The organism is Kitasatospora sp. UYEF31 (assembly GCF_057291755.1).
The window spans coordinates 1-26,694 of sequence record NZ_JBXAWK010000072.1; the positions used below are offsets into that span (position 1 = coordinate 1).

Sequence of the window (26,694 nt, forward strand, 5' to 3'; positions counted from 1 at the left end):
CCCCTTGTGCGACGGCGGCGTAATCGACACGAGCGATCCCCTCCCCGCACGACCAACCCCAAGATCATCCCACCCCCGTCAGCCAACGTGACAACGCCCCCAGCCGGGATTGACGGCGCGACAAAATCAGTTGACAAGAGCATCCACAAGGGGGTTAACCCCACCACCCCGCGGAGGAAACTCCTCCAACAGTCGGGTGGTGACCGGCTTATCCCGCCGTACGGCCGTCAGCAGACTCAACAGCATGACTATGGAATCCACGCTCGCACCTCCGGCGCCGCCCGCCGCGAAGGCCGGCAGTGACTTCGCAGCCCTGTCCCGGCGGATCACCCAGGCCGGGCTCCTGGAACGAAGGCCCGGCTACTACGTGACCCGGATCGGCGCGGTCATCGGGGCGTACGTGGTCGGGGTCGCGGCCTTCTTTGTCATCGGCGACTCGTGGTGGCAACTGCTCACCGCGGCCTTCCTGGCGGTGGCCTTCACCCAGGTCGGGCTGGTCATGCACGACGTCGCGCACCGCCAGGTGTTCCGGAAGCGGCAGGGCAGCGAACTCGCCGGCCGCCTCCTCGGCAACTTGGGCATCGGCATGTGTTACGGCTGGTGGATGGACAAGCACACCCGCCACCATGCGAACCCCAACCACGAGGAGCTGGACCCGGACGTCGCGCCGGACCTCCTGGTGTGGTCCCGCAGGCAGGCTGAGGCCAGCAGCGGCATCCCGCGGCTCATCGGCCGCCACCAGGCTTTCCTGTTCTTCCCGCTGCTGCTCCTGGAGGGCTTCAACCTGCACGTCGCGGGCATCCGGGGACTGCGCAAGCGGTCGATGAAGCGTCCGGTGCTCGAGGGTTCTTTGATGTTCGCCCACATCGCGGTGTACCTGGCCGCGCTGTTCCTGGTCCTGTCGCCGGGGAAGGCGCTGGTGTTCCTGTTCGTCCACCAGGCACTGTTCGGTCTCTACCTCGGCTGCACGTTCGCCCCGAACCACAAGGGCATGCCCACGCTGACCGGTGACGACCGTCCTGACTTCCTGCGCCGCCAGGTGCTGACCTCGCGCAACGTCCGGGGTGGCCGGTTCACGGACATCGCGCTCGGCGGGCTGAACTACCAGATCGAGCACCACCTGTTCCCGAGCATGTCCACCCCGCATCTGCGGCGGGCCCGGCCGATCGTCCGGGAGTACTGCGCCGAGCTGGGGATTCCGTACGAGGAGACCAGCCTGGTCGATTCCTACCGGCAGGCGTTGCGGCATCTGTACGACGCGGGTGCGCCGATCCGGGGCGCGGACCGGACTGCGAGTTGACAAGGAGTCAGTTATGCATCACCGAAAGTGATTAGTGGTGGACTGGCAGCCTCGGAGAAAACCGATCAGTGCGCTTCTCCGATCATCCTGATTGAATGTGACAACTTTGGTGGCGGCTGTGATTGAGCGTCCGTCACCGATCCACCGCACATGTCACGTGGGAGCGTCGTGCTGTCCGGAAGTTTCTGGCGTCGACACCAGGACCAGGTGGTGGCCTGGTTGGCTCTGCTTGAGCTGCTGGTCCTGCTGATCGTGGTGTTCCGCCTGCTGACCCGACGCCGGGGGGTACGTGGAACGTTCGCCCACTGGGGCAGGCAACTGCGGCTCACCGCGCAGGCTTTCGCCGCGCCGGTCCGGGCCTGGCTGCGCGACCGCGACAACCTCGCGGTGCTCGGCCGGCGGTTGCGCGACGACGGGTTCGCGCCGCGGGTGGCCGCCGCGCTCGACGCGGTCGAGGGTCCTGATTCCCACGCGTGGGCCGCGCTCGTCGACGACACTCACGTCACGGTGCTGCTGGCCGGGCGTGAAGTCGCGCCGCCTGCCGCGCCGTGGACGGCGGTGGACGGAGATCCGCGGCGCTGCCGCGCCCCGCTCGCCGACCTGCCCCTGACCCCCGACGACCCCGACCGGCGCAGCACGGTGTTGCTCGGCCGGGTCGGCAAAGCCGTCGCTGTCGTCGACTTCAGCGCGCTGCCACCGGTCCTGGCGGTGGCCGGTGACGCCGCCGCCGGTGCGGACCTCGTCCACGCGCTTGCCGCACAACTCGCGGCAGGTGGCCGGGGCGACTCGGTGGAGGTGTGCGCCGGGACGCATCCCGGCTTCGCCGGAGCTGCGTTGACGGACGTGCTCGACGCTGCCGAGAAGAACCGGTCGGGCGATCGGTTCGTCGTCTGTCCGGCACCTGTTGTCGTTGACGTGCGAAACCGTCTTGTACGGATTGCCGCCGCCGGTCGTCTCCGCGCCCTTGTGGTCGGCGACGTGCCCGGCACGCGCTGGATTCTGTGCCCTGACGAGTACGGAGTGCTGTCGGCCGCTGATCCGCTGGGCGCGGTGGAGACTGCGGCGCTGGCCCGTGCGGTCGCGGCGACGGTCCGGGCCGGTGCCTGGCCGGATGTGCCCGCCGGTGGTCCGGTGCGCGTTTTGCGTCCGCCGGTGCCGCCAGTCGTGCCTGTCGGGCCCGCCGTACCTGTCGAGCGTGCGGATCCCGCCGCGCCTGTGGAACGTGCGGATCCCGCCGTGCCTGTGGAACGTGGTGAGTCTGTCGAGCTCGTCGAGCCGGCCACAACCGAGCTTGAACCCGCTCCCGGTGCCGGTCTCCGGGCCGCGAGTGCGCAGCGCCCGACCGAGGGCACCCCCCGTACGCCGGTCGAATCGGGGATCTCAGGCGGGAACGCCTTCGCTTCCGCCGCCTCCGACCGGAACGCCGGCGGCATCCGCGACACGGGCTGATCCTTTTCGCGCAGCATTTCGTACGGCTTTATCTCGTCCTTCTGTTCGGCTCCCCCCGGAAGCGATCCAGTGCGCCTGAATCTGACCGTCATCGATTCCGCCGACGACCGACGCGAGACCATCACGCTCGACGCGGAACCGGACACCACAGTGCGCGACTTCCTCGGCCACATAGCCGATGTGCACGGTCTGGGAACCGCCCGCAGCGTGTGCCGCATCGCGGGTCGCGTGCTCGAACCCGACGCACCCCTGGCTTCCGTCGGCGTCCGCGAAGGCGGTGAACTCACGCTGGACGGACCGGATCTGATGGTGGATCAGGTCGTTGTGGCCGGACCCGTGCTGGTCGAAGTCCGGCTCGCCTCCGGGCCCGGGGCCGGGCGGGTCTGGCTGCTCGGTCCCGGCACCCACGGCATCGGCCCGGGGGAGGAGGACGCCGTGCGCATCCTCGACGCCGGGTGCCCGGTGGAGGGGCTGTCGATCACGGTGGCCCCGGACGCGACGGTGACGGTCCGGTGGGAGCAGGACAGCGAGCTCGTGCGCATCGCCGGGGTCGCCGCGCCCGAACCGGATGACACGCCCACCGAGGACGAGGACGACATCGTCGAGCCGCCGCCGGCCGTGCGCGGTCCGGTCTTCGCCTGGCCGGAGGACTCGGACCTGGTCGTCGGCGCGGCGCTGCTCAGCCATGGGGTTCCGCAGACGGCCGACGCCGATGTGGTGCCCGCGCCCGATGGTCCCGGTCTGGACTTCAACCGGCCGCCGCGCATCGTTCCGCCGTTGCGCGCCCGGAAGTTCCGCCTGCCGCGCAAGCCGGGTGGCAACCCCAAGCGGCCGTTCCCGTTGCTGATGAGCCTGTCGCCGATGGTGCTCGGGCTGGTGATGGTCTACTTCTTCAAGTCGTACTTCTTCCTGGTCTTCGCGCTGTTCAGCCCCCTGATGGCACTCGCCAACTGGATTTCGGGGCGCCGCAGCGGACGCAAGGAGTATGTGAAGGCGATGGCGGTCTACGTCGAACGCAAGGCGGAAACGAACGCGCGTGCGGAAGTGGCGGTCACCGAGGAGCGCCGCGCCCGTGTCGACGCCCTGCCCGACCCGGCGGTCGTCGGCCTCGCCGCGACCGCCCCGGGCCGACGGCTGTGGGAGCGCCGCCGCGGCGACCCCGACCATCTGGTGTTGCGCGTCGGCACCGTGGACCAGCCTTCGCTCGCCGAAGTCGACGACCCCGAACGGGAATCGCACAACGGCACCCTGCGCTGGACGATCTCGGACGCCCCCGTGGCGGTGGACCTGGCCGACTGCGGCGTGCTCGGCATCGCCGGTGACCCGGAGCGGGCCGGGGGGCTGCTGCGCGCTCTGCTGGCCCAGGCCGGCGCCCTGCACGCGCCGCGCGACGTGCAGATCCGGGTGCTCACCTCGGCCGCCTCGGCGGACCGCTGGGAGTGGCTGCGCTGGCTGCCGCACGCCAAGGGCACCACGCCCGGTGGGCCGACGGTGCTGATCGGCAACGACCCCGAGACGATCGCGGCCCGGGTGGCCGAACTCGTCCAGGTGGTCCGGGTGCGCACCGAGCTCGCGGGGTCGAGCATGCGCGACGTGATGTTCGCCGAGCCCGACATCATTGTGGTCGCGGACGGCGCACGTCGGCTGCGGGAGATCCCCGGCATGGTCCAGTTGCTCCAAGAAGGTCCGCGCGTACGGGTGTTCAGCCTGTGCGTCGATACTGAAGAGCGCTTCCTGCCGCAGGAGTGCACGGCTGTCATCTCCCTGGAGGCCGGGGAGACCGACGCCGGTGCCGGGACGCTCACGGTCCGGCGGCACGAGCACCCGGAGATCACCGGCGTACGGCCTGACCTGGTCAGCGTGCCGTTCGTGGAGACCCTGGCCCGGGCGATCGCGCCCGTACGTGACGTGACGTCACCTGATGAGGGCGCGCTGCCCGAGCAGGTGCTGCTCCTTGACCTGCTGCGGCTGGAGCCGCCGCAGGCCGCGGTCATCGCTCAGGGGTGGGCCCGTCGGCCCGCGTCGACGACCGTCCCGCTCGGCGCCGGTTACGACGGCCCGTTCGCGATCGACCTGGTCCGCGACGGACCGCACGGGCTGATCGCCGGGACCACCGGATCGGGCAAGTCCGAGCTGCTGCAGTCGTTCGTCGCCGGGCTGGCCGCCGCGAACCGGCCGGACGAGCTCGTCTTCGTCCTGGTCGACTACAAGGGCGGCAGCGCGTTCAAGGACTGTGTCGAACTGCCGCACACCTTGGGCATGGTCACCGACCTGGACGCGCAGCTCGTCCATCGCGCGATGACCTCCCTCGGGGCCGAACTCACCCGCCGCGAACTGCTGCTGGCCGGAGTCGGCGCGAAGGACCACGCCGAGTACCGCGCCAAACGCGGACGCGAGCCGAAACTGCCGGCCCTGCCCCGGCTGATCCTGGTCGTCGACGAGTTCGCGACCCTGGTCCGCGAAGTCCCGGACTTCGTCCCGGGCCTCGTGAGCATCGCGCAGCGCGGCCGGTCGCTCGGCATCCACCTCATCCTCGCCACCCAGCGCCCGGCCGGTGTCGTCACGGCGGACATCCGGGCCAACACGAACCTGCGTATCGCCCTGCGGGTCACCGACACGTCCGAGAGCCAGGACGTCATCGACACCAAGGACGCGGTGGCGATCTCACCCGCGACACCGGGCCGGGCGATCGCGCGCCTGTCACACGGCAACATCGTGCCGTTCCAGGCCGCGTACGCCGGATCCCCCCGGCCCGACCCGGACGCCGCCGAGCCGGCCGTGCCCGTTGAGCCGGTCCGGGCGCAGCCGCCCAGCAGTGCCGAGGCCGGCTGGAACCGCCTCGGCCGCCCCGCACCGCTCGCCCCCGAGCCCGAAGTCGTCGTGGACACCGGGCCCGAGCCGACCAGCGACCTCAAGGCACTGGTCGCGGCGATTTGTGCGGCGACCGAGTCGCTGCCCGACTTCGAGGAGCAGTCGAGCCCGTGGCTCGACCCGCTGCCCACCATGGTTCACGCCGCCGAACTGCCCGCGCCGCTCGTCGACCCGGCCCGCCCCGCGGGTTCCCTGCCGGTGGTGACCTGGGCCCTGGAGGACGTCCCGGCGCGGCAGACCCGCCGCCCGGTGCTGCTCGACCTGTCGATCTTCGGCCATCTGTACGTCATCGGAGCCCCGCGTTCGGGCCGGACCGGTGTCCTGCGGACCATCGTCGCCGCCCTCGCGGAGAAGCACTCGTCGGGCGTCCTGCACGTCCAGGGCATCGACGCGGCCGGTGGCGGACTCAGCGTGCTTGAGGAACTGCCGCACTGCGGAAGCATCGTCCCGCGCACCGATCTGAGCCGCCTCGACCGGTTGATCATGCGTACGACGGAAGAATTGACGAATCGTCAAGAAGCTTTGGCGCGCCACTCGTGCGCCAACCTGACCGAGCTGCGTGCCGAGGCCGCAGCAGACTGCCCGGCCCACCTGATCTTCCTCATCGACGGCTGGGACGCCCTCCAGCCGGTGCTCTCCGAGTTCGACAACGGACGCCTGCAAGGGGAGGTGACCCGGCTCATCCGGGAGGGTGCCGCATCCGGGATCCACGTCATCATGACGTCTGAACGGTCCCTGCTCACCGGGCGGGTGGGTGCGTTGAACGACGACCGCGTGCTGCTTCGGCTCGCCGACCCCGGCGACTACTCGATGGTCAACGTGCCGCGCTCGGCGATCCCGAGCGCGATGGGCCCGGGCCGCGCACTGCTGTCGGGGCGCTGGTCGGAGGCGCAGATCGCACTGCCCGTGCCCGGCGTGAGCGGACGGGAACAGACCGACGGGCTGCGTCGGCTCGCAGCCTCCAGCACGGCGCGTGACAAGGCCGTTCCGGCCGAACGCAGGCCGTACCGGGTCGCGCCGCTGCCCCGGTCGATCGATTTCGCGGACGCGTACGAGACGGTTCCCGCGGCGCTCCGCCGCCCCATGTGGGGCCTGCTCGGCGTCGGCGGCGACGCGGGCGCGGCGATCGGCGTGGACTTCGCCGGTTCGCAGCACACCTACGCAGTGGTCGGTCCGCCCGGCAGCGGACGCAGCAATGTCCTTGCGTGCCTTGCCGTTTCGCTGCTCGCGGGTGGCACGAACGTCCTGGTGATCACACCGCGCGACTCGCCGCTGCGGTCGCTGGCCCGGCACGCGAACGTGACCTCCGTCGAGGGTCTCGACCAGGACGGTTCGCGGACTGAGGAGGCGGTCCGGGCGCTGGTCGGCCCGGCTGTGGTGATCGTGGACGACGCCGACCTGCTGGCCGAGATGAGTTCGATGCCCAGCCGGACGCTGCGGGATGTCGCGGCGTCCGGCCGCGACCGCCAGATCGGCCTCGCCTACGCGGGTACCGCCGAGACGTTCATCCACGCGGTCATGGGCTGGCTGATGGAAGTCCGAAGGTCGCGTACGGGAGTGCTGCTCTGCCCGCAGATGGTCGGCGAGGGTGACCTGATCGGCGTCCGGTTGCCGCCCGACCGGGTCCGTCAGCCACTGCGCCTGGGGCACGCCGTGATGGCGGACCGCGGGACACCCGCGTCGATCCTGATCCCGCTCACCGGGCTGCGGGCGGACAGCGAATGACAGATGGACCGGGGCGGCCGGAAGGCGCTGAAGGACTTCAGCGGTCTTCCGGATTGGCCCCGGTCCACCTGTGACCTCACTTGCTGGTGCTGCCCTTGATTTCCTTGTCCATCTTCTCCATGTTCATGGCGATTTCATTGAAGTTGCCGGCGAACTGGTCGATGGCGCTGACCGCTTCGGACACCTGAGTGGTGAACTGGGCGTACATGGTGTCGAGTTCTGGGCTGCTCATCCGCAGGTAGAGGCCGCCCTCGGGGCCGAGCAGGCTCTTGACGGTGCCCTGGAGTTCGAGCAGCGTGGTCTTCGTTTCGGTCGCCTTCGTGTTGAGCTGCGTGGTCGCGGTGTGGATTTGCGCGGGGGTGATGTCGAGGTCTGCCATGACGGTGGTTCCTTCCGGAGCGGGTGCGGCCTCAGGACGAGGCGGGACGTTACAGCCGGGGTGCGCCTACTTGGATTTGGTCACCTGTGCGGCCATGTCCGCGTCCATCTTGGCGAGGTTGGTGCTGATGCCCTGGAACTGGTTGGCGAACACCGTGATGTTTCCTATTGCTTTGGTAAGACTTGCGTTGAAGTTCACGTACTGGGTGTCGAGTTCGGGGCTGCTCTTGCGCAGGTAGAGGCCGCCGCCCTCCTTCAACAGGTCGGCTACCAGCCGCTGCAGGTCCCCGAGTACACCGACGGCTTCAGCGCATTTGGTGGTCATCTTCGTCTGTGCGGTGGTGACGAGCTCGTAGGTGACCTTGTAATCACTCATGGTGAGACCTTTCTGAATTAATCGCGTCGGTGTGGATCGACAGGCGGCCGGTGGGGTTTCTTGCCGCCGTCTTCATCGCTGCCCGGCTCCACGACCTTTTTCCAGTCGGGCTTTTCGATGTCCGACGTGGTGTATTTGGTCGTTTTGCCGTCGGGGTCGACGACTGTTTTGGTCGCATGTTTTTTGTCCGGGTCTGTCACCACGTCTTCCGTGGTGACCTTTCCGTCTGACCCGGTCGTGACCTTGTGGTAGCCACCATCGTTGGTGCTGGTGGTGTCGTCCTTGTATGTCGACCCGTCGGGGGTGGTCACGGTCGTGTGCGACGTCACGATCTTGCCGTCGGGCCCGACCGTGTAGTCGGTCGTGATCGTGCTGCCGTCCGGGTTCTTGATCTCCTGGTGCAGTGGCAGAGCGCCGGGATCGGTCGGCGGGACAGGCGTGTCGGGAAGCAGGTATCTCCGCCCGGCTTCGTCCGTGTACCAGCGCTTTCCGTCCTTGTCGACGGTTATGCCCTTGGTGTCGGGATCGCCCGGTGGTTTGTAATTCGGGTCCTTGAGCCACGACTGGTACTTGTTGTAGTTGTCGACGTCGCTCTTGTGTTTGTCGATCGCCAACTGGGCTATTGCCAGGCCGACTTCGCCCGCCATGGCGCGGTCTCCGTCGCCGAAGGTCGTGCCGATCCATTCGACGTAGTTGCCCAGTTTCTTCAATGCGTCGACGGCATTGTCGAAAGGCCCGTCCCAGCGGCGGTAGAACTCGTAGACGGCACTCGAGACCACCGGGCCGAATGCCGTCGATGACGAGTCCCACCCCGTGGGCCGACTCTTGGAATCCAAATCCGAGGCGATGTTTTTGAGCACTTTCGCCATCGCGGTAAGCGCCTGGTAGTCGATCGACAGGTCTGCCAACGAACCTCCAACCTCAAGTTTTGCTCAACACCGTGGCGCGGCCCCCCGGGGAGCGGCCAGACTGCACCGCACCAACCTTATGGGCCGTCAGCAGAGCATCGTGCTGGTACTCGGGGGGATCGCACAAGTGGGCGGAGCGGTTCTACCCGATGGCGCGGACGATCGACACCGAGACCCTCAAGCTGCTCGGATTCTCCTCGGATCCGACCCCGGGAAACCTGGCGGAAGCCCGGAAGAACCTCGCTTTCCTGCGAGATATCGCTACCGATGTCACGACTGCGGCCAACACGTTGGGGCGCATGATGGACGACGGCCATACGGAGTTCACCGGGAAGACCGCGGACGCCCTGCGGACCAAGATCACCGGCGAGATGGCGGCGTTCATCCGGGCGTTGGCGGCCGCGGCCACCAAGGCGGCCGACGCGCTCGACGTGTTCGTGACCGCGATGGACAGAACGCAGAGCAAGGCCGACGGGGCGATCGCGTCGGCAAAGGGCATCCCGGCGGCGGACCCCCGGCTCGCGCCGCTCGCGCAGACAGTCACCGAGGCGAAGGCGGACTACGACAGGTCGGCGGCGACGGCGGCGGCACTGGTCCGCGAAGCCGCCAAGCTGCACGTGCAGCCGCTGTCGACGTCGGAGTTGTTCTGGAAAGCCTTCAACTGGCTGCTGTTCGTCCTCAACATCCTCGCCGTACTCGTCGGCGGCCCGCTCGCACTCGGCGTGTTCTTCCTCAACATCGTCGCGTTGATCAAGACCAGCATCGACTTCGCGAGCGGCAAGGCGACCGGCCTCGACCTCCTGCTGGCCTTCGTCGGCATCCTGTTCCCGAGCACGCGCGGGCTGATCCCGATGCTGGGCAAGGGACTGGCCGGGCTGGTCGGCAAGACCGCGCTCGGCGTCGGGCTCAAGGCCCTCGGCCTGACCGGCTTCAAGTTCGCCGCCGCGTACGTGATGGCAGGTCTGGCGTTGGCCGGCTGGACGGTCTTCAAGGGCCTGGGCACGATGTTCTCGAAACTGCCCGCCCTCGTCACCGCGTTCCGGGCCGGAGCGTGGATCTCTAAGGTCCCCTCGGTCCTGCTCGCGGGCGGGGCGTGGATCGTCAAGCTGCCCTTCAAGTCCCCCAACCCCTTCCAGCTCGGCGTCATGCTGGGCCAGGGGATGAAGGCGATGGGGAAGTTCGCCTGGAGCCAGACCAGGGGCTACGGCTGGCTGGGGTTCTTCCTGCCGGTGGCGGCGGACGAACTCGCCCACGGGCTGAGTTACGGCTTCAAGATGGGCATTCTGCAGCGCGGCCTGAACATCAGCCACGACACCCTCTTCCCCGTCGCGATGCGCGGCGGCGCGGCCATCGTCGGCGACGTGAGCAACATGCTCTTCAGCGGCGGAGCCCACGGTGGTGGCAGCAAGCTGGTGCTGCCAGGCAGTGTCGGCTTCGACGCGACCGTGCACGGCACTTCGCCGCTGAACGAGCTGACTCGGATCGGCAGCGCGTCCGACACCGTGCAGTTCGTCCCGCTGGACACGCATCTGAACGTACCGATCGCCGGACTGGACAGCTACAACTTCAACGGCCTGCCCACCGGGCACGGCGCGGCGGGTGTGAACCCGGCGGCGATCGGCTCGCACGGTGCGGGCCAGCTGGGCGGAGTGAACCTCGAAGGTCTCTTCAAGGACCTCGGCGGCCAGTTCAAGAGCGCGGTCGCGGACATGCCCTTCGGCGCTGTCATGCCCGGTGGCAGCCTCGGCGCCGGTGGAACAGGTCTCAGCGGCGCGGTATTCGACGGACTCAGCGGCACAAAGGGCGCACTGGGGATCGCGAACGACTCCAAGCACATCATGTCGGCTGATATCGCGCGAATAGCCATGCCGGATACGGCACTTCGCGGCAACATGCTGGACCGGGTGGTGGGCCACTTCAACGCGGAGCCCGCGTTCCACGAGAATCTGACCCGGAACCTGACGGGGAACCCCGGGTCGGGCACCGACCTGAAGATGCCCGGCGCGGCAGGCGCCCCCGCTCCGCACGTTCCGGTGGTCAAGTCCGACGCGCTGTCGATGGTGTCCGGCGGGCGGAGCGACGCCGTGAACCTCAGCGGTACGCAGGGCACGCACGTGACGACGGGGTCGGTGGACAACGCGCTCGACCTCGTGGTCAAGCGCGGCAGCGACACTCCGCCGCCCGCCGGACCTGCGGGTCCCGCTGGACCCGGCGGATCGCACGGGCCCGGCGGCGCGGGGTCCACGGCACCGACGGCACCGACCGTGCCCACGGCGTCCGCCCGGACCGGGCTCGCCGGTCCCGACCTGGCCGGTGAGGCCGGTCTGGTCAGCAGGCCCGACCTCGCGGGCCGCCCGCAGCCGGCGACGCTGCCGCACGGCACGCCACCCGGGGTGCCGACCGAGCGGATCGCGGTACGGCCGAGCGAGATGCTCGCCGAGAAGCCCCCCGCCTACGGCAGGGACCTGGCGGGCGGGCGGGGCAGGGGCACCGGCGAGGAACCGCCCGCGCACGGGACGGGAGGCAATGGGCATCTTGCGGGCGAACCGGTCGGGGTGAACCTCAACGGCCTCCCGGACGAGTTCCTCAAGCTGCTCGACACACACGCGGCGGGCCGACTCCAGGTGGACGACCTCGCCGTGGGCCCGGTGCACGGTGAAACGCCGCCGTTGTACGACGGGAAGAACAGCCCGTTCGGTAAGGACGGGCAGAGCACTCCGCTCGGCCCGGACGGTAAGCCGCTGAGCGGGAAGCGGCAGGCGTTCGACGAGTATGCGGAGCAGATCGCCGCGGAGGCGGGCCGCCACCCGGTGAACCTGTACCCGGTGGGCATCGAATTCCACGGTCTCGGCGATGGGGTGCCGCTGCACCTCTCGGACGACGGCGTCAGGATCGTGGACGCGGCGGAAACCGCGCAGGACGGTTTGCGCGTACGGAAGACCGACACTGGTTACACCGTCTACAACGGGGCCACCGGCGAGATCACCCGGTTCAACGGCGAGGGGGTCCTGCTGGAGAAGACGCCTCCGCTGGTGGGTATCGGCGAGCACAGCTGGATCGGGCGTGGCGAAGGCGGCAGGTTCCAGGTCCAGGACTGGACCGGCGCGGCCCGCTCCGATCTCCAAGTCACCCAGGTGGGCGGCGAGTTCCGGGTGATGGACGCCGGCACAAATTCGCTGCACTATTTCGACGGTGAGTTCCGGCCGCTGGCCACCGGGCATCCGGTGGACGGCAACAAGTGGTGGATCGTGGACCACCCCACCGGGGGGCTGCGGATCGAGAACGCCATTGGTGATGTGGGCAGACACACGGTCACCCGGGCGGACGGTGGCTTCCGGGTCCACTCGGGCCGTGGCAGTGAACTCCGTTTCTACAGTGGCGACTTCGACCGGGTTGGCATCGTCAAGTCGATCGACGGTGGGAACCGTTGGATCGTGGACCACCCCACTGGGGGTCTGCGGGTCGAGAACCTCGCAGGTCCGTTGGATGGGCATACGGTCACCCGGGTGGGTGATGAGTTGCGGGTCACCACTGGAGTCGGTGGCGAACTGCGTTACTACGACGGTGCGTTCAACCATGTTGCGACGGGGAGTCCGCTTGCCGGTGAGGGCCGGTGGATTGTCGACCGCCCGGGGTCCGGTCTGCGGCTTGAGGGTGAAGCCGGGCACCTGGACACGCACACCGTCACCCATGCGGCGGGTGGTGAGTTCCGGGTCCTGGACTCGGCGGACAACGTGCTGCACTACTACGACAGCACCTTCGCCCGGGTTGCTACGGGAACTCCGATCGACGGTGGGACCCGCTGGATCGTGGACCATTCCACTGGGGGCCTTCGGGTCGAGAACCCCGCAGGTCCGTTGGATGGGCATACGGTCACCCGGGTGGGTGATGAGTTGCGGGTCACCACTGGAGTCGGTGGCGAACTCCATTACTACGACGGTGCGTTCAACCAGGTGGCGACGGGGAGTCCGCTTGCCGGTGAGGGCCGGTGGATTGTCGACCGCCCGGGGTCCGGTCTGCGGCTTGAGAGTGATGCCGGGCACCTGGACACTTATACCGTCACGGGTACACCGGACGGAGGGTTCCGGGTCCTGGACTCGGCGGACAACGCGCTGCACTACTACGACAGCAAGTTCACCCGGGTTGCCACGGGAACCCCGATCGACGGTGGGACCCGCTGGATCGTGACGGACACCGGGCCCGGTCTGCGGCTTGAGGACATCGGCGGCCGACTGGACACGCACACCGTCGAGCAGGTCGGCTCCGAATTCCGCATCCTGCACAATGCCAACGGCGACACCCGCGTCCTCGACGCCACAACCGGCGGGTTCCTGCGCCGGGAGATCGACGTGGTCGACGGCAACAGGCTGGTGCACACCCCGGCCAACCCCGCGCCCAGCCGGGTCCAAGTGCTCGACGCACACGGTCAGCCCGCGGTTGGTTACACCGGAAGCTTCGATGCCGGGACAAGGATGTACCGGGCCGAAGCTCCGAGCGGGGGCACCCTCCACGCCAAGGTCTACGACGCCGAATTCCAGCTTCGGGAGACGACGCACAGGGCGTTCCAAGAGCACGCGGAAACTCCGACCATCCGCAACGAGCACCTCGTACAGGACGCGGCCAGCGGGCAGTGGCGACTCACAACCGACGACGGGCACTCGCTGTTCCCCGGCCCCGGCACCGTCGACGGCCATAGGGTCACGTTCGGCACGGCCGGCAGGCGCGAGATCACCTACGAGACGGAGGGGTTCCGGGTGACGGGCGAGAAGTTCACCATCACCCACAAGGGCCGTACCGATATCTATGCGATCGACCACACAACCTCCACGAGCACGTGGAACCGGACCCTTCCCGACGGGACACCCACACACCAGCCGGCCGGGGCGACCCGGCAGTTTGACCTGTACGGCTCCGGCGATCTCACCAAGCGCAACGGCGGCCGCCGGTTCGAGGCGTCCGGGGGCCCGAACAGCAAGGTCCCGATTCTGCAATGGGAGCGGTTGGAGAACGGTGCGGATCTGCTTGCGTTCAAGGACAAGGGCGGCGTCTGGCACGTCTTCGAACGGGCTGAGGGCGGCGCCGCGTTCGAGCACAAGGCGGTGCGCACGTACCGCGTCGACGGCAAAGCCTGGGTGGACGTCGGCGACGGTGCGTTCGGCAGAACCATCCACAAGGGACAGGACTTCGAAGGCGGCGGCTGGACCCGGGTCGATTCGGGCAACGGTGAGTGGCACACCTACAACACCGACGGGAAGCAACTGGCCCACGGGCCCCGGGAGAAGAACTGGTACGGCGGCTACAAGGACGTCGAGATCACCGGGACCATTAAGAACACCGCTCTGGAGAAGCACCCGAAGCTGAGTCTGCTACCGGACACGTCGCGGCACCTGGACGTGTACGAGATGACCGACCTGGCCAAGGGCGACTACAAGAAGCTGTCGGCGCAGAGCAAGGACGTCGGCACCAGGACGACAACGACGGCGGGGGATCCGCCGGTCAAAGTCAGCGTCCTGGAGACCAAGCGCGTGGTCGAGCAGCGCCTCCCGGACTGGGCGTGGAAGGCGTGGAGCAGTGGAGCGGCCGGCACCCTCGAAGGCCGGGGGCTCATGCAGCTCCACTCGTGGAGCGAGGCCCGGTTCCTTGCGAACGGCACGTCCGACCTGGGGCGCTCCGGGAAGATGCACGTGGCGCTGGACGGTAGTTCATTCCAGCTCACGAAGGCCGGTGAGCACGTCCGCTACGAGTTCAAGTTCTCCGACGGGTCCACCCATAAGATCTTCAATGACATCGACGGCACTGGATGGAAGCTCAAGGGTGCGGACGGAACCAATGTTGATCTCCACCGCTTCCCGCGCCCGGATATGGGCACGCAGACCGTTCACGACTTCATCCGCGTCGACAATGATAAGCACCTCGTCACGGTCTTCGACGACGGCCGCCGCATCGAATACACCCACGGCACGCACCCGTCGGAGATCCACAAGAACGCCCTCGGCCAGGTGACCGAGCGGCTGGACCACTTCCCCAACGGCCAGGCGGTGACCGGTGGTGGCACTCCCCACCTGGCGAAGGGTACGTGGAGCAACCCGACGCCGCCGGTCGGTGGCGCGGCGTCCGGCGAGCGGCTCAACTTCCGGGCGGGGCTGTCCGGTTCGACGTGGGACGACTCGTTCATGAACTTCTCGACCCACGAGGGCCGCCAGGTCTTCGAGCACGGTTCCCGCGACCTCATCGGCGGCGACCGGTTGCTCACCTACAAGCGTGGCGACGTCTGGCACAGCCAGGTGGTGGACAAGTTCGGTGCGCTGAAGGGCGCGGAGCTGGCGCGGCAGTGGAAACACGCGGACGGCAGCTGGCAAGGCACTGCTCCCCCCGTCGCAAAGGTGACGGACGGTCGCGGAATGGTGTTCCGGGACCTTGACGGCAACGGTGTAGTGAAGTTCGAGTACAAGGACGGCCGCGTCCGCCACTACACCGACCCCGGGACCGTCGTGCCCGCCGGGACCGCCGGAGCCGTCGAGATCCCCGTGGCTCCCGGGGTTGCCGGAGCCGCCGTGCCGCCCGGGGCCGCGGTGCCGCCCGGAACGGCCGGGGCCGCCGTGCAGCCCGGGGCCGCCGTGCCGCCCGGGGCCGCCGCAGGCACCGCGCACCGGGTATTCGACACCAAGGTCTGGCAGGAGTACGACCACGGCAAGCTCTTCCGGGAGCGCAGTGTGCTGTACAAGTCCGACGACGTAACCCCGACCCACTACCTGGAATACGACGACTGGTACCAGCAGTACCGGATCACCGATGCCACCGACAAGGTGTTCGTGCAGGCGACGACGACCGGTCGCGTCTGGGTGCGGGACAACAGCGCGTTCATACCCGTCGGACACGTCAGTTCGCCGATGGACGCCTTCAACTTCCTCCGCCGGTGGGACACGTTCAACCTGCCGGAGGGGAACTGGACCTCCCTGCGGAACGAACTGGACTTCACCGGCGTCCAGGACACGTTCCGCGGCCACAACCGGCGGCTGGGCGACCCGCACCGCGGGGATTTCTCAAGTGCTCCGTACCTCGACGGCGCTTCGCAGCTCATGTCGCGGTCCCAGAAGGTGGTCGCGAAGTTCCTGTACAACTTCGTCCTCAACTTCACCCTGGACTTCACGGCCAACATGATCATCAGTTGGGCGATGAACCCGGACCACGTGGTCACAGCGAAGGACTGGCAGAAGGCGGCGTTCGGCGCGGCCGTCAGCGGTACCATCGGCGGCGGCACCGCAATCCTCCAGGACACGGTGCTGCGCTTCCCCCGCCAGGGGCTGAGCAACCACGATGCGGGCCAGCCCTACGCGCGCACGCCCCCGGGCATCGACTCGTTCCGTTCGGAGTTCACGGCGGTGGAGAACGTCACACGCTGGCGGGCCGCGACGTTCGACTGGGGTGTGTCGTTGGCTTCCGGCCAGGTGTCCGCCCTCCTGTCCGGCCTGGGCAAGGCCATGATCTTCGACGGGCTCTCGGGAGAGGACGCCTGGAAGAAGGCCGGTCTCGGGATGGCGGGCGCGCTGGGCGGTTCCGCGTTCAGCCTCGTCAGCAAGACCACCTTCCTGGGATACGCGGGCGGCAGGTTCTACCACCGCGGCGGGCTGTTCGACTTTGGGATGCAGTTCGGTGAGAAACTGAGCGGTAAGGCCTTCGGCAGCTGGCTCGGCACTCAGTCCGGGTTGGTGTTCCCGCCGCCGCCAGAGGATTTCGGGAAGAACAAGGGTGGTAATCCGTGAGCCGACTGCGCTGGCCCGGTGCGGACAACACGCCGGCGACCGGGGTTCCCGGCACCCTGCGGGTGGACGCCGTCGGCCGCGGAGCGTTCCGTACGCTGGCCAAAGCTTTGGCCGGTGCTTCCGACGGCACCCTGGTCACGGTCGCGGCCGGCACCTATCAGGAGTCTTTTGAGGTGCGCGGCACGGTGCGGATCGTCGCCGAGGCCGGTCCGGGAAGTGTGCGGATCGTGTCGGCCGACGGGCCCGTGCTGACGGTTTCGGGCGGCGGCGCTGCGGAGTTGGACGGCTTGACCCTGGTCGGCGCGGACGCCGCGCAGCCGACGGTGCGGGTGTTCGGCGGCGGCCTGAAACTGACGGACTGTCGGATCGAGGCCGGCCGGGTGGAGGCGGATTCCGCCGCCCGCGTCGAATTGACGCGCTGTCATATATCCGGCGCGGGGCTCGCGGGAGTGTACGCACTCGACACGACCCGGCTAGCGGCCCGGTCGTGTGTCGTCGAGGAGATCGACGGCGCGGGATTCATCGTGGCCGGTGACGCGGTCGCCTCGGTCACGGACACCACCTGCGTGTCGACCGTCGGCTCGGGCCTGTGGGTGCGCGGGAAAGCGCAGTTGACCGCCCGGCGCTGCTCGATCGGTGAATCAGGCCGGTCGGGTCTGCTCGCCGAAGACGACGTCGTGGTCACGCTCGCGGACAGCCAGATACACCAGTGCGTCACCGACGCTGTCATGTGTACGGGGCGGTCGAACGTCACCGTCATCGGCTGTTCGGTGGACGGCGCGGGCGCGTCGGCGATCCTCGCCGACGGCGGCGCGCGGGTGGCGGTGGCGGCCTCGCGGGTCACCGCGCCGAAACTCAGCGGAATCGTCGCGGACGGCGGGGCGCACCTGACGATCACCGACAGTGTCGTACGCGACGCTGGTGCGAACGGCCTTTTCGCGCGCGGCACTTCCCGCCTGAACGTGCGCTCTGTTGTGGTGTCCGGGTCGGCCTTCACCGCGATCCACGTCGGTGGGGACGCTCACCTTGAGCTGGTGGATTCACTTGCGGGGCCCACCCCGGAGCACGGTCTGTGTGTGGCGGATTCGGCCGCCGCCGACGTGCGCGGCCTGGTCGTGCGCGATGCCTTGATGACCGGGATCAGGCTCGACACGGACACGGCGGCGACGCTCTCCCACTGTGCGGTGCGCACGGCCGGAACCGGCCTTCGGGTGGACGGCACGGGAAAGATCCGAATCGAGGACCTGGAGGTCTCGGCCACCGGGCGGGCCGGGATCGAGATCGGCCCCGACTCGGCCGCCGCGTTCGTCCGCTGCCGGGTGGCGGGGGCCGGGACGGCGGGAATCGTGGTCGACGAGCGCGCGGCCCCGGCCATCGACCACTGCTCGGTCCACGGCAGCGCCGGTTCGGCGATGGTGCTGTGGACCGGGGCGAACCCGAACGTCCGGCACACGACACTCGCCGAACCAGGGAAGAACGGCATCTACCTGCGGGACGGTGCGCGTGGCGAGTTCACCGACTGCCTGATATCGGGTTCGTCCTTCCCCGGCGTCCACGTCTCAGCGGGGGCCGCGCCGACGATGCGCGCGTGCGTCTTCCGGTCCTGCTCCAGCGACGCGACGGTCGAGGAACCGGCCGAGCCGGACATCTTGTTCGAGGACTGCCGGGCGTTCGACGTCGAGCGCACGGTGGTGTGCGAGACCGGGGTGCTTGCGGTGGCCGGCGGCGGCTCCGCGGCGGGAACGGCTGACGCGGACGCGGACGAAGAAGTCGCGTCACTGTCCGAACTGCTCAGCGAACTCGATGTGTTGGTGGGTCTGGACCGGGTCAAGCAGGACGTCGCGACTCTCGTCAAACTCATGCAGTTGGTGCGCCGTCGGCAGGATGCGGGCCTGACCCCACCGCCACTGAGCCGGCACCTGGTCTTCGCCGGGAACCCCGGCACGGGCAAGACGACGGTGGCCCGCCTTTACGGCCGGCTGCTCAAGGCGCTCGGGCTGCTCTCCCAGGGCCACCTCATCGAGGCCGACCGCGGCGCGCTCGTCGGGGAATACGTCGGGCACACCGCGCCGCGCACCACGGCGGTGTTCCGCAAGGCCATGGGTGGCGTGCTGTTCATCGACGAGGCCTACTCACTGGCACCAGGATCGGGCAACGACTTCGGCCAGGAGGCCGTCGCCACGCTCGTGAAACTCATGGAGGACAACCGGGACGATGTCGTGGTGATCGTGGCCGGATACCCGGAGGAGATGCACCATTTCATCGACTCCAACCCGGGTCTGGCGTCGCGCTTCAACCGCACGCTGGTGTTCGCGGACTACGACTCGGCCGACCTCGTACGGATCGTCGAACAGCAGGCGGTTGAGTACGAGTACACCCTGGACGACGAGGCCCGGGTGGGCCTGCTCGCCCACTTCGACGCTGTGCCCCGGGACCGCAGGTTCGGCAACGGGCGTTCGGCGCGCCAGGTGTTCCAGGAGATGACTGAACGGCACGCCACGCGTGTCTCCGACCTCGACGACCCGGGTTCCGACGACCTGGTGTCCCTGCGCCGCAGCGACCTGCCCGACCCGCCGGCACCGCCCGACCCGGCACTGTCAGATCAGTCGGCAGTGTCCGATCAGTCGGCGGTGCCTGATCAGTCGGTACTGCGCGCACAACCCTGATCCACCCCATTTTTGACGAGTGACGAGTGGCGAGGACTTTCCATGGCCGATGACAATGCGGGACGCCAGAACTTCGCGGCGGTCTTCGCCGCGCACGTACGGACGCCCAAGCGTGAACTGCGCCCCGGCAAGCGGGTGTGGATCGCGAGCGTGGGCACGCCGCTCCTCGTAGTCACGGCGGTCGTGGCGGTCCCGCTCCTTTCCGGGCTCGACTTCGGCGGCGACGACGGAAAGCCCAAGCGCACCGTGCAGGCGTCAGCCCCGATGAACGCCGGTCCGACGGCCCTCGCCCCGGTCGGCAACGGAACCCCGGCGGACACCTCCCCGAACCTGACGCCCGCCGGTGCGTCCGGCGGTTCCGGTGCTACCGGTGGGGGAGCGGGCCCGACGTCCTTCGACCAGGCTTCGACCGGCGGCGCGGGTGGCGGCGTGTCGGGCGGCGGCAGTCCGCTGGGCACGAGCGGCGGCGGCGCCCCGCTGGGTTCGTCGGGTGGTTCGAGCGGTGGCGGCGGCCCGCTGGGTACCAGCGGTGGGGCCGCTTCGGGCGGCTCGTCCACGGGCGGTTCCGCGCCGGGCGGTACAAGCGGTGGCTCGTCCGGTGGCTTGTCCGGTGGCACATCCGGCGGTTCCGCGTCGGGCGGCAAGGCCGGCACCACCGGCGGCACGACCTCGGGTGGCACGACCTCGGGCGGCACGACCGGCACGACAACTCCCAAGCCCCCGGCCCCGATCGCGCCGAACATCGCCCCGCAGCAGACCTACCTCGGCACCGCGGGCTACGGCTGCTCCGACAAGTCGACCGGCTATGGAGAGATCGGCCGCTACACCGACGGCAGCAAGGGCTGGCTCTCCTCTGCGGGCTCTCCCGCCCAGGGCGGTTGTTCGAACAAGTTCGCTTCGGTGCCGATGTCCGGGGACAAGAACAAGGACGACACCAGCGCGCGGGTGCTGTGGGGATTCAACGTGGGCACCGCCTCGAAGACGTGCTCGATCAACGTGTTCGTGCCTTCAGGCGGCCTCAAGGAGGTCGGCGGCGCCCCCGCGCAGTACTTCGTCCTGCGCAACATGGGCGATGACAAGACCGGCACCTGGTACAAGAGCTTCACCGTCGACCAGGTCAACAACCGGGGCCGCTGGGTGGCGGCCGGCACGGTGCCGGTGAGCGGCGGCCAGGTGGCGGTCAAGCTCGTGACGCGCGGCCAGGACTGGACCGGCAACGGGGCCTACACGGGCGCGCACATCGCGGCTTCGCAGGTGCAGGTGCGCTGCACGGCGTAACGCCCGCCGCGTGCGGTACACACAACCGGTCGGCGTCCCTGTCAGGGGCGCCGATCGGCTTTTACGTCGGCGGTGAACAGCAGCGTGAACACCGCGCCTGCGTCCGGGGCGTTCGCGGCCGTCAGTTCCGCGCCGTGCGCGCGGGCGATCTGCCGGGCCATCGCCAGACCGAGCCCGGAGCCCGGCAGCGCGCGGGCAGCGCGGGAGCGGTAGAAACGGTCGAAGAGGTACGGAAGATCCTGCGGGGCGACGCCGGGCCCGTGGTCGCGGACGGTCAGGACGCCGTACGGGGAAAGAGCCACTTCCACGGGCCGGCCCGGCGGGCTGAACTTCGCGGCGTTGTCCAGGAGGTTGCCGACCAGCCGGGTGAGCCGCTCGGGGACGCCGGAGACGAGCACGGGTGAAACCGAAGTCTCAAACGGCGTACGGGGCCAGTGCCTGCGGGCGGTCTCCACGCAGTGGTCGACAAGACCGCTCAGCGGCACGGCTTCGACCAGAGTCGGCGGTTCCTCACCGCGCGCCAGGTCGACAAGGTCGCGGACCAGGCCTGTCATACCGGCCAGTTCGCGGTCCAGCGCCCGGACGGCCCGGTCCCGCTGTTCGGAGCTCAACCGGTCGCCGTAGGCAAGCAGTGAGATGTTCGTACGGAGACTCGTCAGCGGACTGCGCAGTTCGTGTGAGGCGTCGGCGACCAGCTGCCGCTGGGCGGTGACCGAGGCTTCCAGCTCGTCGAGCATTGTGTTGAACGACGTTGCCAGTCGGGCCAGTTCGTCTGATCCGGTGACCGCGATCCGAGTCCTGGCGTCGCGGGTGAGCGCGATCTCTTCGGCCGCTCTGGTCACCCGGCGGACCGGGCGCAGGCCGGTGCGGGCGACGAGGTAGCCGAGGCCGCCCGCGAGCACCACGGCGATCCCGCCGACGAACAGCAGGACCAGGCCGGTGCGCCGCACGCCGGTGTCCACGGTGTCGCTGCGGACGGCGGCCTGGAGCGCTTTGCCTTTGCTGAGCGGGATCGTGAGGATCCGGACCGGGTACGCGCCCAACCGGGCGTCGGTGTAGAACTGCGGGGCTTCCCCGCGGGCGACCTTCAGCGTCGCTGCGGTGACGGGTAGTGAATAACCTTCCGGAGCCGAGGATTTACCTGAACTGTCCACCACCTGGGTACACGCGGGCGCGGCCAGCCACTCGCAGGAACCGGCAGGGGTCCAGCCCTGCCGGGCGCTCAGCTGCTTGGTCCGCCCGGCCTCCCGGGACAGGCCGACGTCCAGCTCGCGGTTGAGTTCGTGCCGGACCACAAAAAAAGCGGCCAGGGTCAAGGCGATGACGATCAAAGCGACGGCGAGCGAAGCGGCGACGGCGACCCGGGTGCGCAGGGTCACGCGGACTCCAGCCGGTAGCCGATGCCGCGCACCGTGTGGATCAGTCGTCGTCCGCCTTCGGCCTCCAGCTTGCGGCGCAGGTAACCGACGTACACCTCAAGGGAGTTCGCGGCCGGGCCGAAGTCCTGGCCCCAGACCCGGTCCATGATGACGTCGCGGGACAGGACTTGCCCCGGGTTCTCCAGGAACAGTTCGAGCAGGGTGAACTCGGTGAAGGTGAAAACGATGGGCCTGCCGTTCCGGCGCCCCGTGCGACTGGCCGGGTCGACTGTGAGATCTCCGTACGAAAGGACTTCACCGGGGCCGCGCTCCGGATAGGCGCGCCGGACCAACGCCCTGAGCCGGGCCAGGAGTTCATCGACGTCAAAGGGTTTGACGAGGTAGTCGTCCGCGCCGGCGTCAAGCCCGTCGACCCGGTCCGCGACGGCGTCGCGCGCGGTGACCAGGAGGATCGGCAACCTGTCCCCGAGGGCCCGCAGACGGCGGCAGACCGCGAGCCCGTCCAGACCCGGCATGAGGACGTCGAGCACCATCGCGTCGGGTGTCCAGCCGGCCACATCGGTGAGGGCCTGGAGACCGTCGCGGGCGATCCGTACCTGGTAGCCCTCGACCTCCAGGGCGGCGCCGATCGCCGCGCCGATCTCGACGTCGTCGTCCACGACGAGGACACGGGAGTGCTCAGGACGGTCGTTTTGCATGACTACATCCTCATACATCCTGCTCTCAGGAACCTCTCAGGCACCAACAGCAGTGTTGCGGCCATGACAAAGAACAGCGCGTCGCTCTCCGTAGTCATCGGGGCCGGCGGGACAGGCGGACACATCTATCCAGGTCTCGCCCTGGCCCAGGCGCTGCGGCGCGCTGCGCCCGACTGCCGGATCGTGTTCATCGGCACCGAGCGGGGCCTGGAGTCCCGGCTGATCCCGGAGGCCGGGTTCCGGCTCCAGACCGTCGACATGATCCCGTTCGACGACTCCCTCGGGCTGCGGAAGTACGGCCTCCCGGCCGACCTCCTGCGGGCCGGGGCCCAGGCCCGCGCCCTGCTCAAGCGGGTGGGCGCGGACGTCGTCGTCGGAATGGGCGGCTACCCGAGCGCCCCGGCGGTGCTCGGCGCGAAACTCGCCGGGATCCCCGCCCTCGTGCACGAGTCGAACGCGGTGCCGGGCCGGGCGAACCGCTTCGCCGCCCGGCTGACCCCGCACGTGGCGCTGGCCTTCGCCGAAGCGGGCGCGGGCCTGCCGGACAAGGACCGCCGTACGGTCGGCATGCCGCTGGTCGAATCCGTCGCCCGGATGGACCGCACGGCGCTGCGCGCCGAGGCCAGAGCACTGTACGGGATCACTGAGGACCTGTGTTTGGTCCTGGTCAACGGCGGCAGCCTGGGAGCGGTCAGGGTCAGCGAGGCCGCGCTCGGGCTGGCGCACCGCTGGCGCGGCCGGACTGACGTACACCTGCTGATCAAGACAGGGCCCGCCACGTTCAAGCAGGCGAGGACGACCCTCGGCGACAACCCGGTGGCGACGGTCGTGCGCTATCTGGACCGCATGGACTTCGCTTACGCCGCCGCGGACGTGATGGTCGGCCGGGCCGGCTCCTCCACCGTCGCCGAACTCCAGCACCTGGGGCTGCCGTCGGTCCTGGTCCCTTATCCGTACGCCCCCGGTGACCACCAGACGCACAACGCCCGTGCGCTGTCCGACGTCGGCGCGGCGGTGCTCGTGCCGGACGCCGAGGCGACCGCGTCGAGCCTGGCCGCCGCGCTTGAACCGCTGGTCACCGACCCGCTGCGGCTCCACGACATGGCCCTGGCCGCGCGTCGCGCCGACCACGCCGACGCAGCCGACCGGCTGGCCGTGTGGGCGATGGAGCTGGCCGGGCGGACGCCCGAGGCCGTCGAGTGGCACAGCAGTGCCGCGTATGCGCACGCCTGAGAACCCCAAGAACTTCCAAGAACCCCGATCAGCACCGGAGCACTGAGCCATGACTGTCAGCCCCTGGAAGAACCGCACCGTCCTCGTCACCGGAGCCGAAGGCTTCATCGGCAGCACGCTGGTTGACATGCTCGTCGAACAGGGCGCGAACGTAAGGGCGTTCACGCATTACAAGCCGTACGGCGAGAAGGGTTTCCTCGCCCACTACCTCGATGACGACCGCGTCAGGCTGGTGACCGGCGACGTGCGCGACGCGGGCCGGGTCATGGATGTGGTCGAAGGCTGCGACACCGTCTTCCACCTGGCCGCGCTGATCGGTATCCCGTACAGCTACCAGGCACCGGAGTCGTACGTGCAGACGAACGTCATGGGCACCCAGAACGTAGCCGCCGCAGCGGTCCGGCACGGTGTGCGGCGGATGGTCCACACCTCGACGAGCGAGGTGTACGGCACGGCGCGCACCGTCCCGATCAGTGAGTCGCATCCGCTCCAGCCGCAGTCGCCGTACTCGGCGTCGAAGATCGGCGCGGACATGATGGCGCTGTCCTACCACCACTCCTTCGGGCTGCCGGTCGCCGTGTGCCGCCCGTTCAACACCTACGGCCCCCGCCAGTCGGCCCGCGCGGTGATCCCCGCGATCCTCCAGCAGCTGCACTCGGGTGCGACCGAGATCAAACTTGGTTCGACCACGCCGACGCGCGACTTCACCTACGTCACTGACACGGCCGCCGGGTTCCTCACCGTCGCCGAGTCCGACCGGGCACTGGGCGAAACCGTCAACCTCGGTACGGGGGAGGAGATCTCCATCGGCGATCTCGTCGAGCTGCTGATCAAGATCTCCGGGCGGGACGCCCGCATCGTCGCCGACCCCGCGCGGATGCGCCCGGCCGGCAGTGAGGTCGAGCGGCTGCTCTCGGACAACTCCCGGGCCGCGCAGTGGTGCGGCTGGCGGCCGGCGGTCTCCCTGGTCGAGGGCCTGCGCCGGACCAGCGAGTGGATCGCCGGGCAGCAGGTGCGCGGCGCGGACCGCTACCAGGTCTGAGCTGCCCGGGTCCCTTCTGAGCTGCCCGGGTCCCTTCTGAGCTGCCCGGGTCCCTTCTGAGCTGCCCGTATCCCTTCTGAGCTGCCCGTATCCCTCTATACGTCCGGCGCCGGTCCCACGCCCCCGCAGCGGACCGGCGTCGGACCCTTTGGGTATGTTTGTGACGCTTCCCATAAACGGCCAGGATCTGACGTGACGTCAGACACGTGTCAAGCACCTCTGTAGAACTCCCGGTTACTGTGCGGCTGTAAGGGCTTAAACAAGTGTTCGGCAGCGTTGCCGGAACCAGGCGATACGGGAGGCTCCACAGTGGAGTTCGGCATTTTCCTCAACGGGTACATCCCCGGCCCGGCCGCGCATGACCGCGCGTCCGAGCACCTCATGTTCAAGCGTGAGATGGAACTGGCGATCAAGGCTGACAGCCACAACTGGAAGTACGCCTGGTTCGGCGAGCACCACGGCCTGACTGAGTACAGCCACATGTCAGCCCCCGAGGTCTTCATCGGCTACGTCGCCGGCAAGACCGAGCGCATCCACCTCGGCACCGGCATCAACAGCCTGTCGCCGCGCAAGGAGCACCCCGTCCGGTACGCCGAGCGCGCCGCGACGATGGACCACATCACCGAGGGCCGCTTCGAGTGGGGCACCGGCCGTGGCGCGGGCAGCCACGAGGTCGCGTCCTTCAACATCCTGGACCACGCGACGACGAAGTCCGAGTGGGACGAGGTCTCCCGCGAGATCGTCCGCATGTGGGGCCAGTTCGACTACTCGTTCGAGGGTGAGCACTTCACCGTGCCGACCCCGCACAACATCCTGCCGAAGCCCTACGGCCAGTCGCACCCGCCGATCTGGCTGGCCTGCGGCAACCCGGGCAGCTTCGCCAAGGCCGGTTCGCTCGGCATCGGCGCGATCGCCTTCAACTTCGAGCCGGTCTACAACCTCAAGGGCCGTATCGAGGCGTACAAGGAAGCCGCCGAGAACCCGGTCGAGGTGCTCGGTGAGTACCAGAACAACAACGTCATGATGACCAACGCGGTCATCTGCCTCGAAGACCGTCAGCGGGCCCGCGAGATCGCCCTGGCCAAGGGCCGCGGCTACCTGGTGACGCTGGTGAACATGTACCACGACTCGATGCCGAAGTCGGCGGACGCGGTCACCTGGCCGGCCACCCCCTACCACCTGGCGGAGCTGGGCGGCGAGGAGTTGCTCGACCAGCTCATCGCCGGCGGTTACCTGCTCTGCGGCACACCCGAAGAGGTGTGTGAGCAGGTCAAGGCCTACCAGGAGGTCGGCTGTGACCAGCTGGTCTTCGGTGTCAACGACGGTATGACGCACGACGAGAACCTGGAGATGCTGGAGCTGTTCGGCAACCAGGTCATCCCGGAGTTCGACAAGGACCCGGAGCACTCGACCGCGAAGTACCGCCGCACCGCGGTGCGGAAGTACCCGCAGCTGAACAACCCGGCGAACCCGGACCTCCGCGTTGAGGCGCTCCCTGAGAACGCGATCCTGCCGCTCTAGGGTCTGTTCTGAGTTCGGATCATGATGTGGCGGGGTGGAGCCCGCGGATCCAGACGATGGCACCGCGTAGGTGGAGCCCGGCGAGGTAACTCTCGGGGGTCTTGTCG

Annotated in this window: 14 protein-coding genes; 9 read left to right on the forward strand and 5 right to left on the reverse strand. The window is 68.8% G+C overall.

Translation table 11 applies throughout. The annotated features are described in order from the left end of the window. Window positions 1-250: 250 nt before the first annotated feature. The 3 genes from AC0Z36_RS25980 to AC0Z36_RS25990 all read left to right on the forward strand — a co-directional run bounded on the left by AC0Z36_RS25980 (window position 251) and on the right by AC0Z36_RS25990 (window position 7,345). Window positions 251-1,300, forward strand: a complete 1,050-nt coding sequence (locus tag AC0Z36_RS25980) for a fatty acid desaturase family protein (protein ID WP_485465497.1) — start codon at window positions 251-253, stop codon at window positions 1,298-1,300. 150 nt (window positions 1,301-1,450) lie between these two features. After that, window positions 1,451-2,749, forward strand: coding sequence for a hypothetical protein (locus AC0Z36_RS25985; RefSeq protein WP_485465485.1), 1,299 nt, complete (start codon window positions 1,451-1,453; stop codon window positions 2,747-2,749). A 69-nt stretch (window positions 2,750-2,818) separates the two neighbouring features. Then, window positions 2,819-7,345, forward strand: coding sequence for an FtsK/SpoIIIE domain-containing protein (locus AC0Z36_RS25990; protein WP_485465486.1), 4,527 nt, complete (start codon window positions 2,819-2,821; stop codon window positions 7,343-7,345). A 76-nt stretch (window positions 7,346-7,421) separates the two neighbouring features. Here AC0Z36_RS25990 and AC0Z36_RS25995 read toward each other — a convergent pair whose 3' ends face one another. The 3 genes from AC0Z36_RS25995 to AC0Z36_RS26005 form a co-directional block, all read right to left on the reverse strand. Beyond that, complete coding sequence (locus AC0Z36_RS25995; RefSeq protein WP_485465487.1) at window positions 7,422-7,724, reverse strand: hypothetical protein; 303 nt, start codon at window positions 7,722-7,724, stop codon at window positions 7,422-7,424. Between the two features lie 66 nt (window positions 7,725-7,790). After that, window positions 7,791-8,099, reverse strand: a complete 309-nt coding sequence (locus AC0Z36_RS26000) for a hypothetical protein (RefSeq protein ID WP_485465488.1) — start codon at window positions 8,097-8,099, stop codon at window positions 7,791-7,793. 17 nt (window positions 8,100-8,116) lie between these two features. Next, window positions 8,117-9,007 (reverse strand): WXG100 family type VII secretion target, encoded by an 891-nt coding sequence (locus AC0Z36_RS26005; protein ID WP_485465489.1) that lies wholly within the window; start codon window positions 9,005-9,007, stop codon window positions 8,117-8,119. A gap of 149 nt (window positions 9,008-9,156) precedes the next feature. On the opposite strand from AC0Z36_RS26005, the gene AC0Z36_RS26010 reads away from it, so the two are divergent. From AC0Z36_RS26010 to AC0Z36_RS26020, 3 genes are read left to right on the forward strand one after another with little or no spacing between them, the layout of a single operon-like run. Continuing rightward, complete coding sequence (locus AC0Z36_RS26010) at window positions 9,157-16,770, forward strand: RHS repeat domain-containing protein (protein WP_485465490.1); 7,614 nt, start codon at window positions 9,157-9,159, stop codon at window positions 16,768-16,770. Then, window positions 16,767-19,436, forward strand: a complete 2,670-nt coding sequence (locus AC0Z36_RS26015) for a right-handed parallel beta-helix repeat-containing protein (protein ID WP_485465491.1) — start codon at window positions 16,767-16,769, stop codon at window positions 19,434-19,436. The genes AC0Z36_RS26010 and AC0Z36_RS26015 overlap by 4 nt, the downstream gene beginning before the upstream one ends. A gap of 42 nt (window positions 19,437-19,478) precedes the next feature. After that, a complete protein-coding gene (locus AC0Z36_RS26020; RefSeq protein WP_485465492.1) occupies window positions 19,479-20,714 on the forward strand; it encodes a hypothetical protein in 1,236 nt (411 codons plus the stop codon). 41 nt (window positions 20,715-20,755) lie between these two features. Here the strand turns inward: AC0Z36_RS26020 and AC0Z36_RS26025 are convergent, their stop codons facing one another. Beyond that, window positions 20,756-22,087 (reverse strand): sensor histidine kinase, encoded by a 1,332-nt coding sequence (locus tag AC0Z36_RS26025; RefSeq protein ID WP_485465498.1) that lies wholly within the window; start codon window positions 22,085-22,087, stop codon window positions 20,756-20,758. A gap of 2 nt (window positions 22,088-22,089) precedes the next feature. After that, the gene (locus AC0Z36_RS26030; protein WP_485465493.1) at window positions 22,090-22,791 is read right to left on the reverse strand and encodes a response regulator transcription factor; all 702 of its coding nucleotides are present in this window, start codon (window positions 22,789-22,791) and stop codon (window positions 22,090-22,092) included. Window positions 22,792-22,854: 63 nt separating this feature from the next. Here AC0Z36_RS26030 and murG point away from each other — a divergent pair, with 63 nt between their 5' ends. The 3 genes from murG (at window position 22,855) to AC0Z36_RS26045 (ending at window position 26,587) form a co-directional block, all read left to right on the forward strand. Beyond that, entirely contained in the window at window positions 22,855-24,024 is a 1,170-nt protein-coding gene (gene murG, locus AC0Z36_RS26035; RefSeq protein WP_485465494.1) for an undecaprenyldiphospho-muramoylpentapeptide beta-N-acetylglucosaminyltransferase, read from the forward strand. A 49-nt stretch (window positions 24,025-24,073) separates the two neighbouring features. Continuing rightward, a complete protein-coding gene (locus AC0Z36_RS26040; RefSeq protein WP_485465495.1) occupies window positions 24,074-25,066 on the forward strand; it encodes an SDR family NAD(P)-dependent oxidoreductase in 993 nt (330 codons plus the stop codon). 309 nt (window positions 25,067-25,375) lie between these two features. After that, the gene (locus tag AC0Z36_RS26045) at window positions 25,376-26,587 is read left to right on the forward strand and encodes an LLM class flavin-dependent oxidoreductase (protein WP_485465496.1); all 1,212 of its coding nucleotides are present in this window, start codon (window positions 25,376-25,378) and stop codon (window positions 26,585-26,587) included. The last annotated feature ends 107 nt before the right edge of the window (window positions 26,588-26,694 follow it).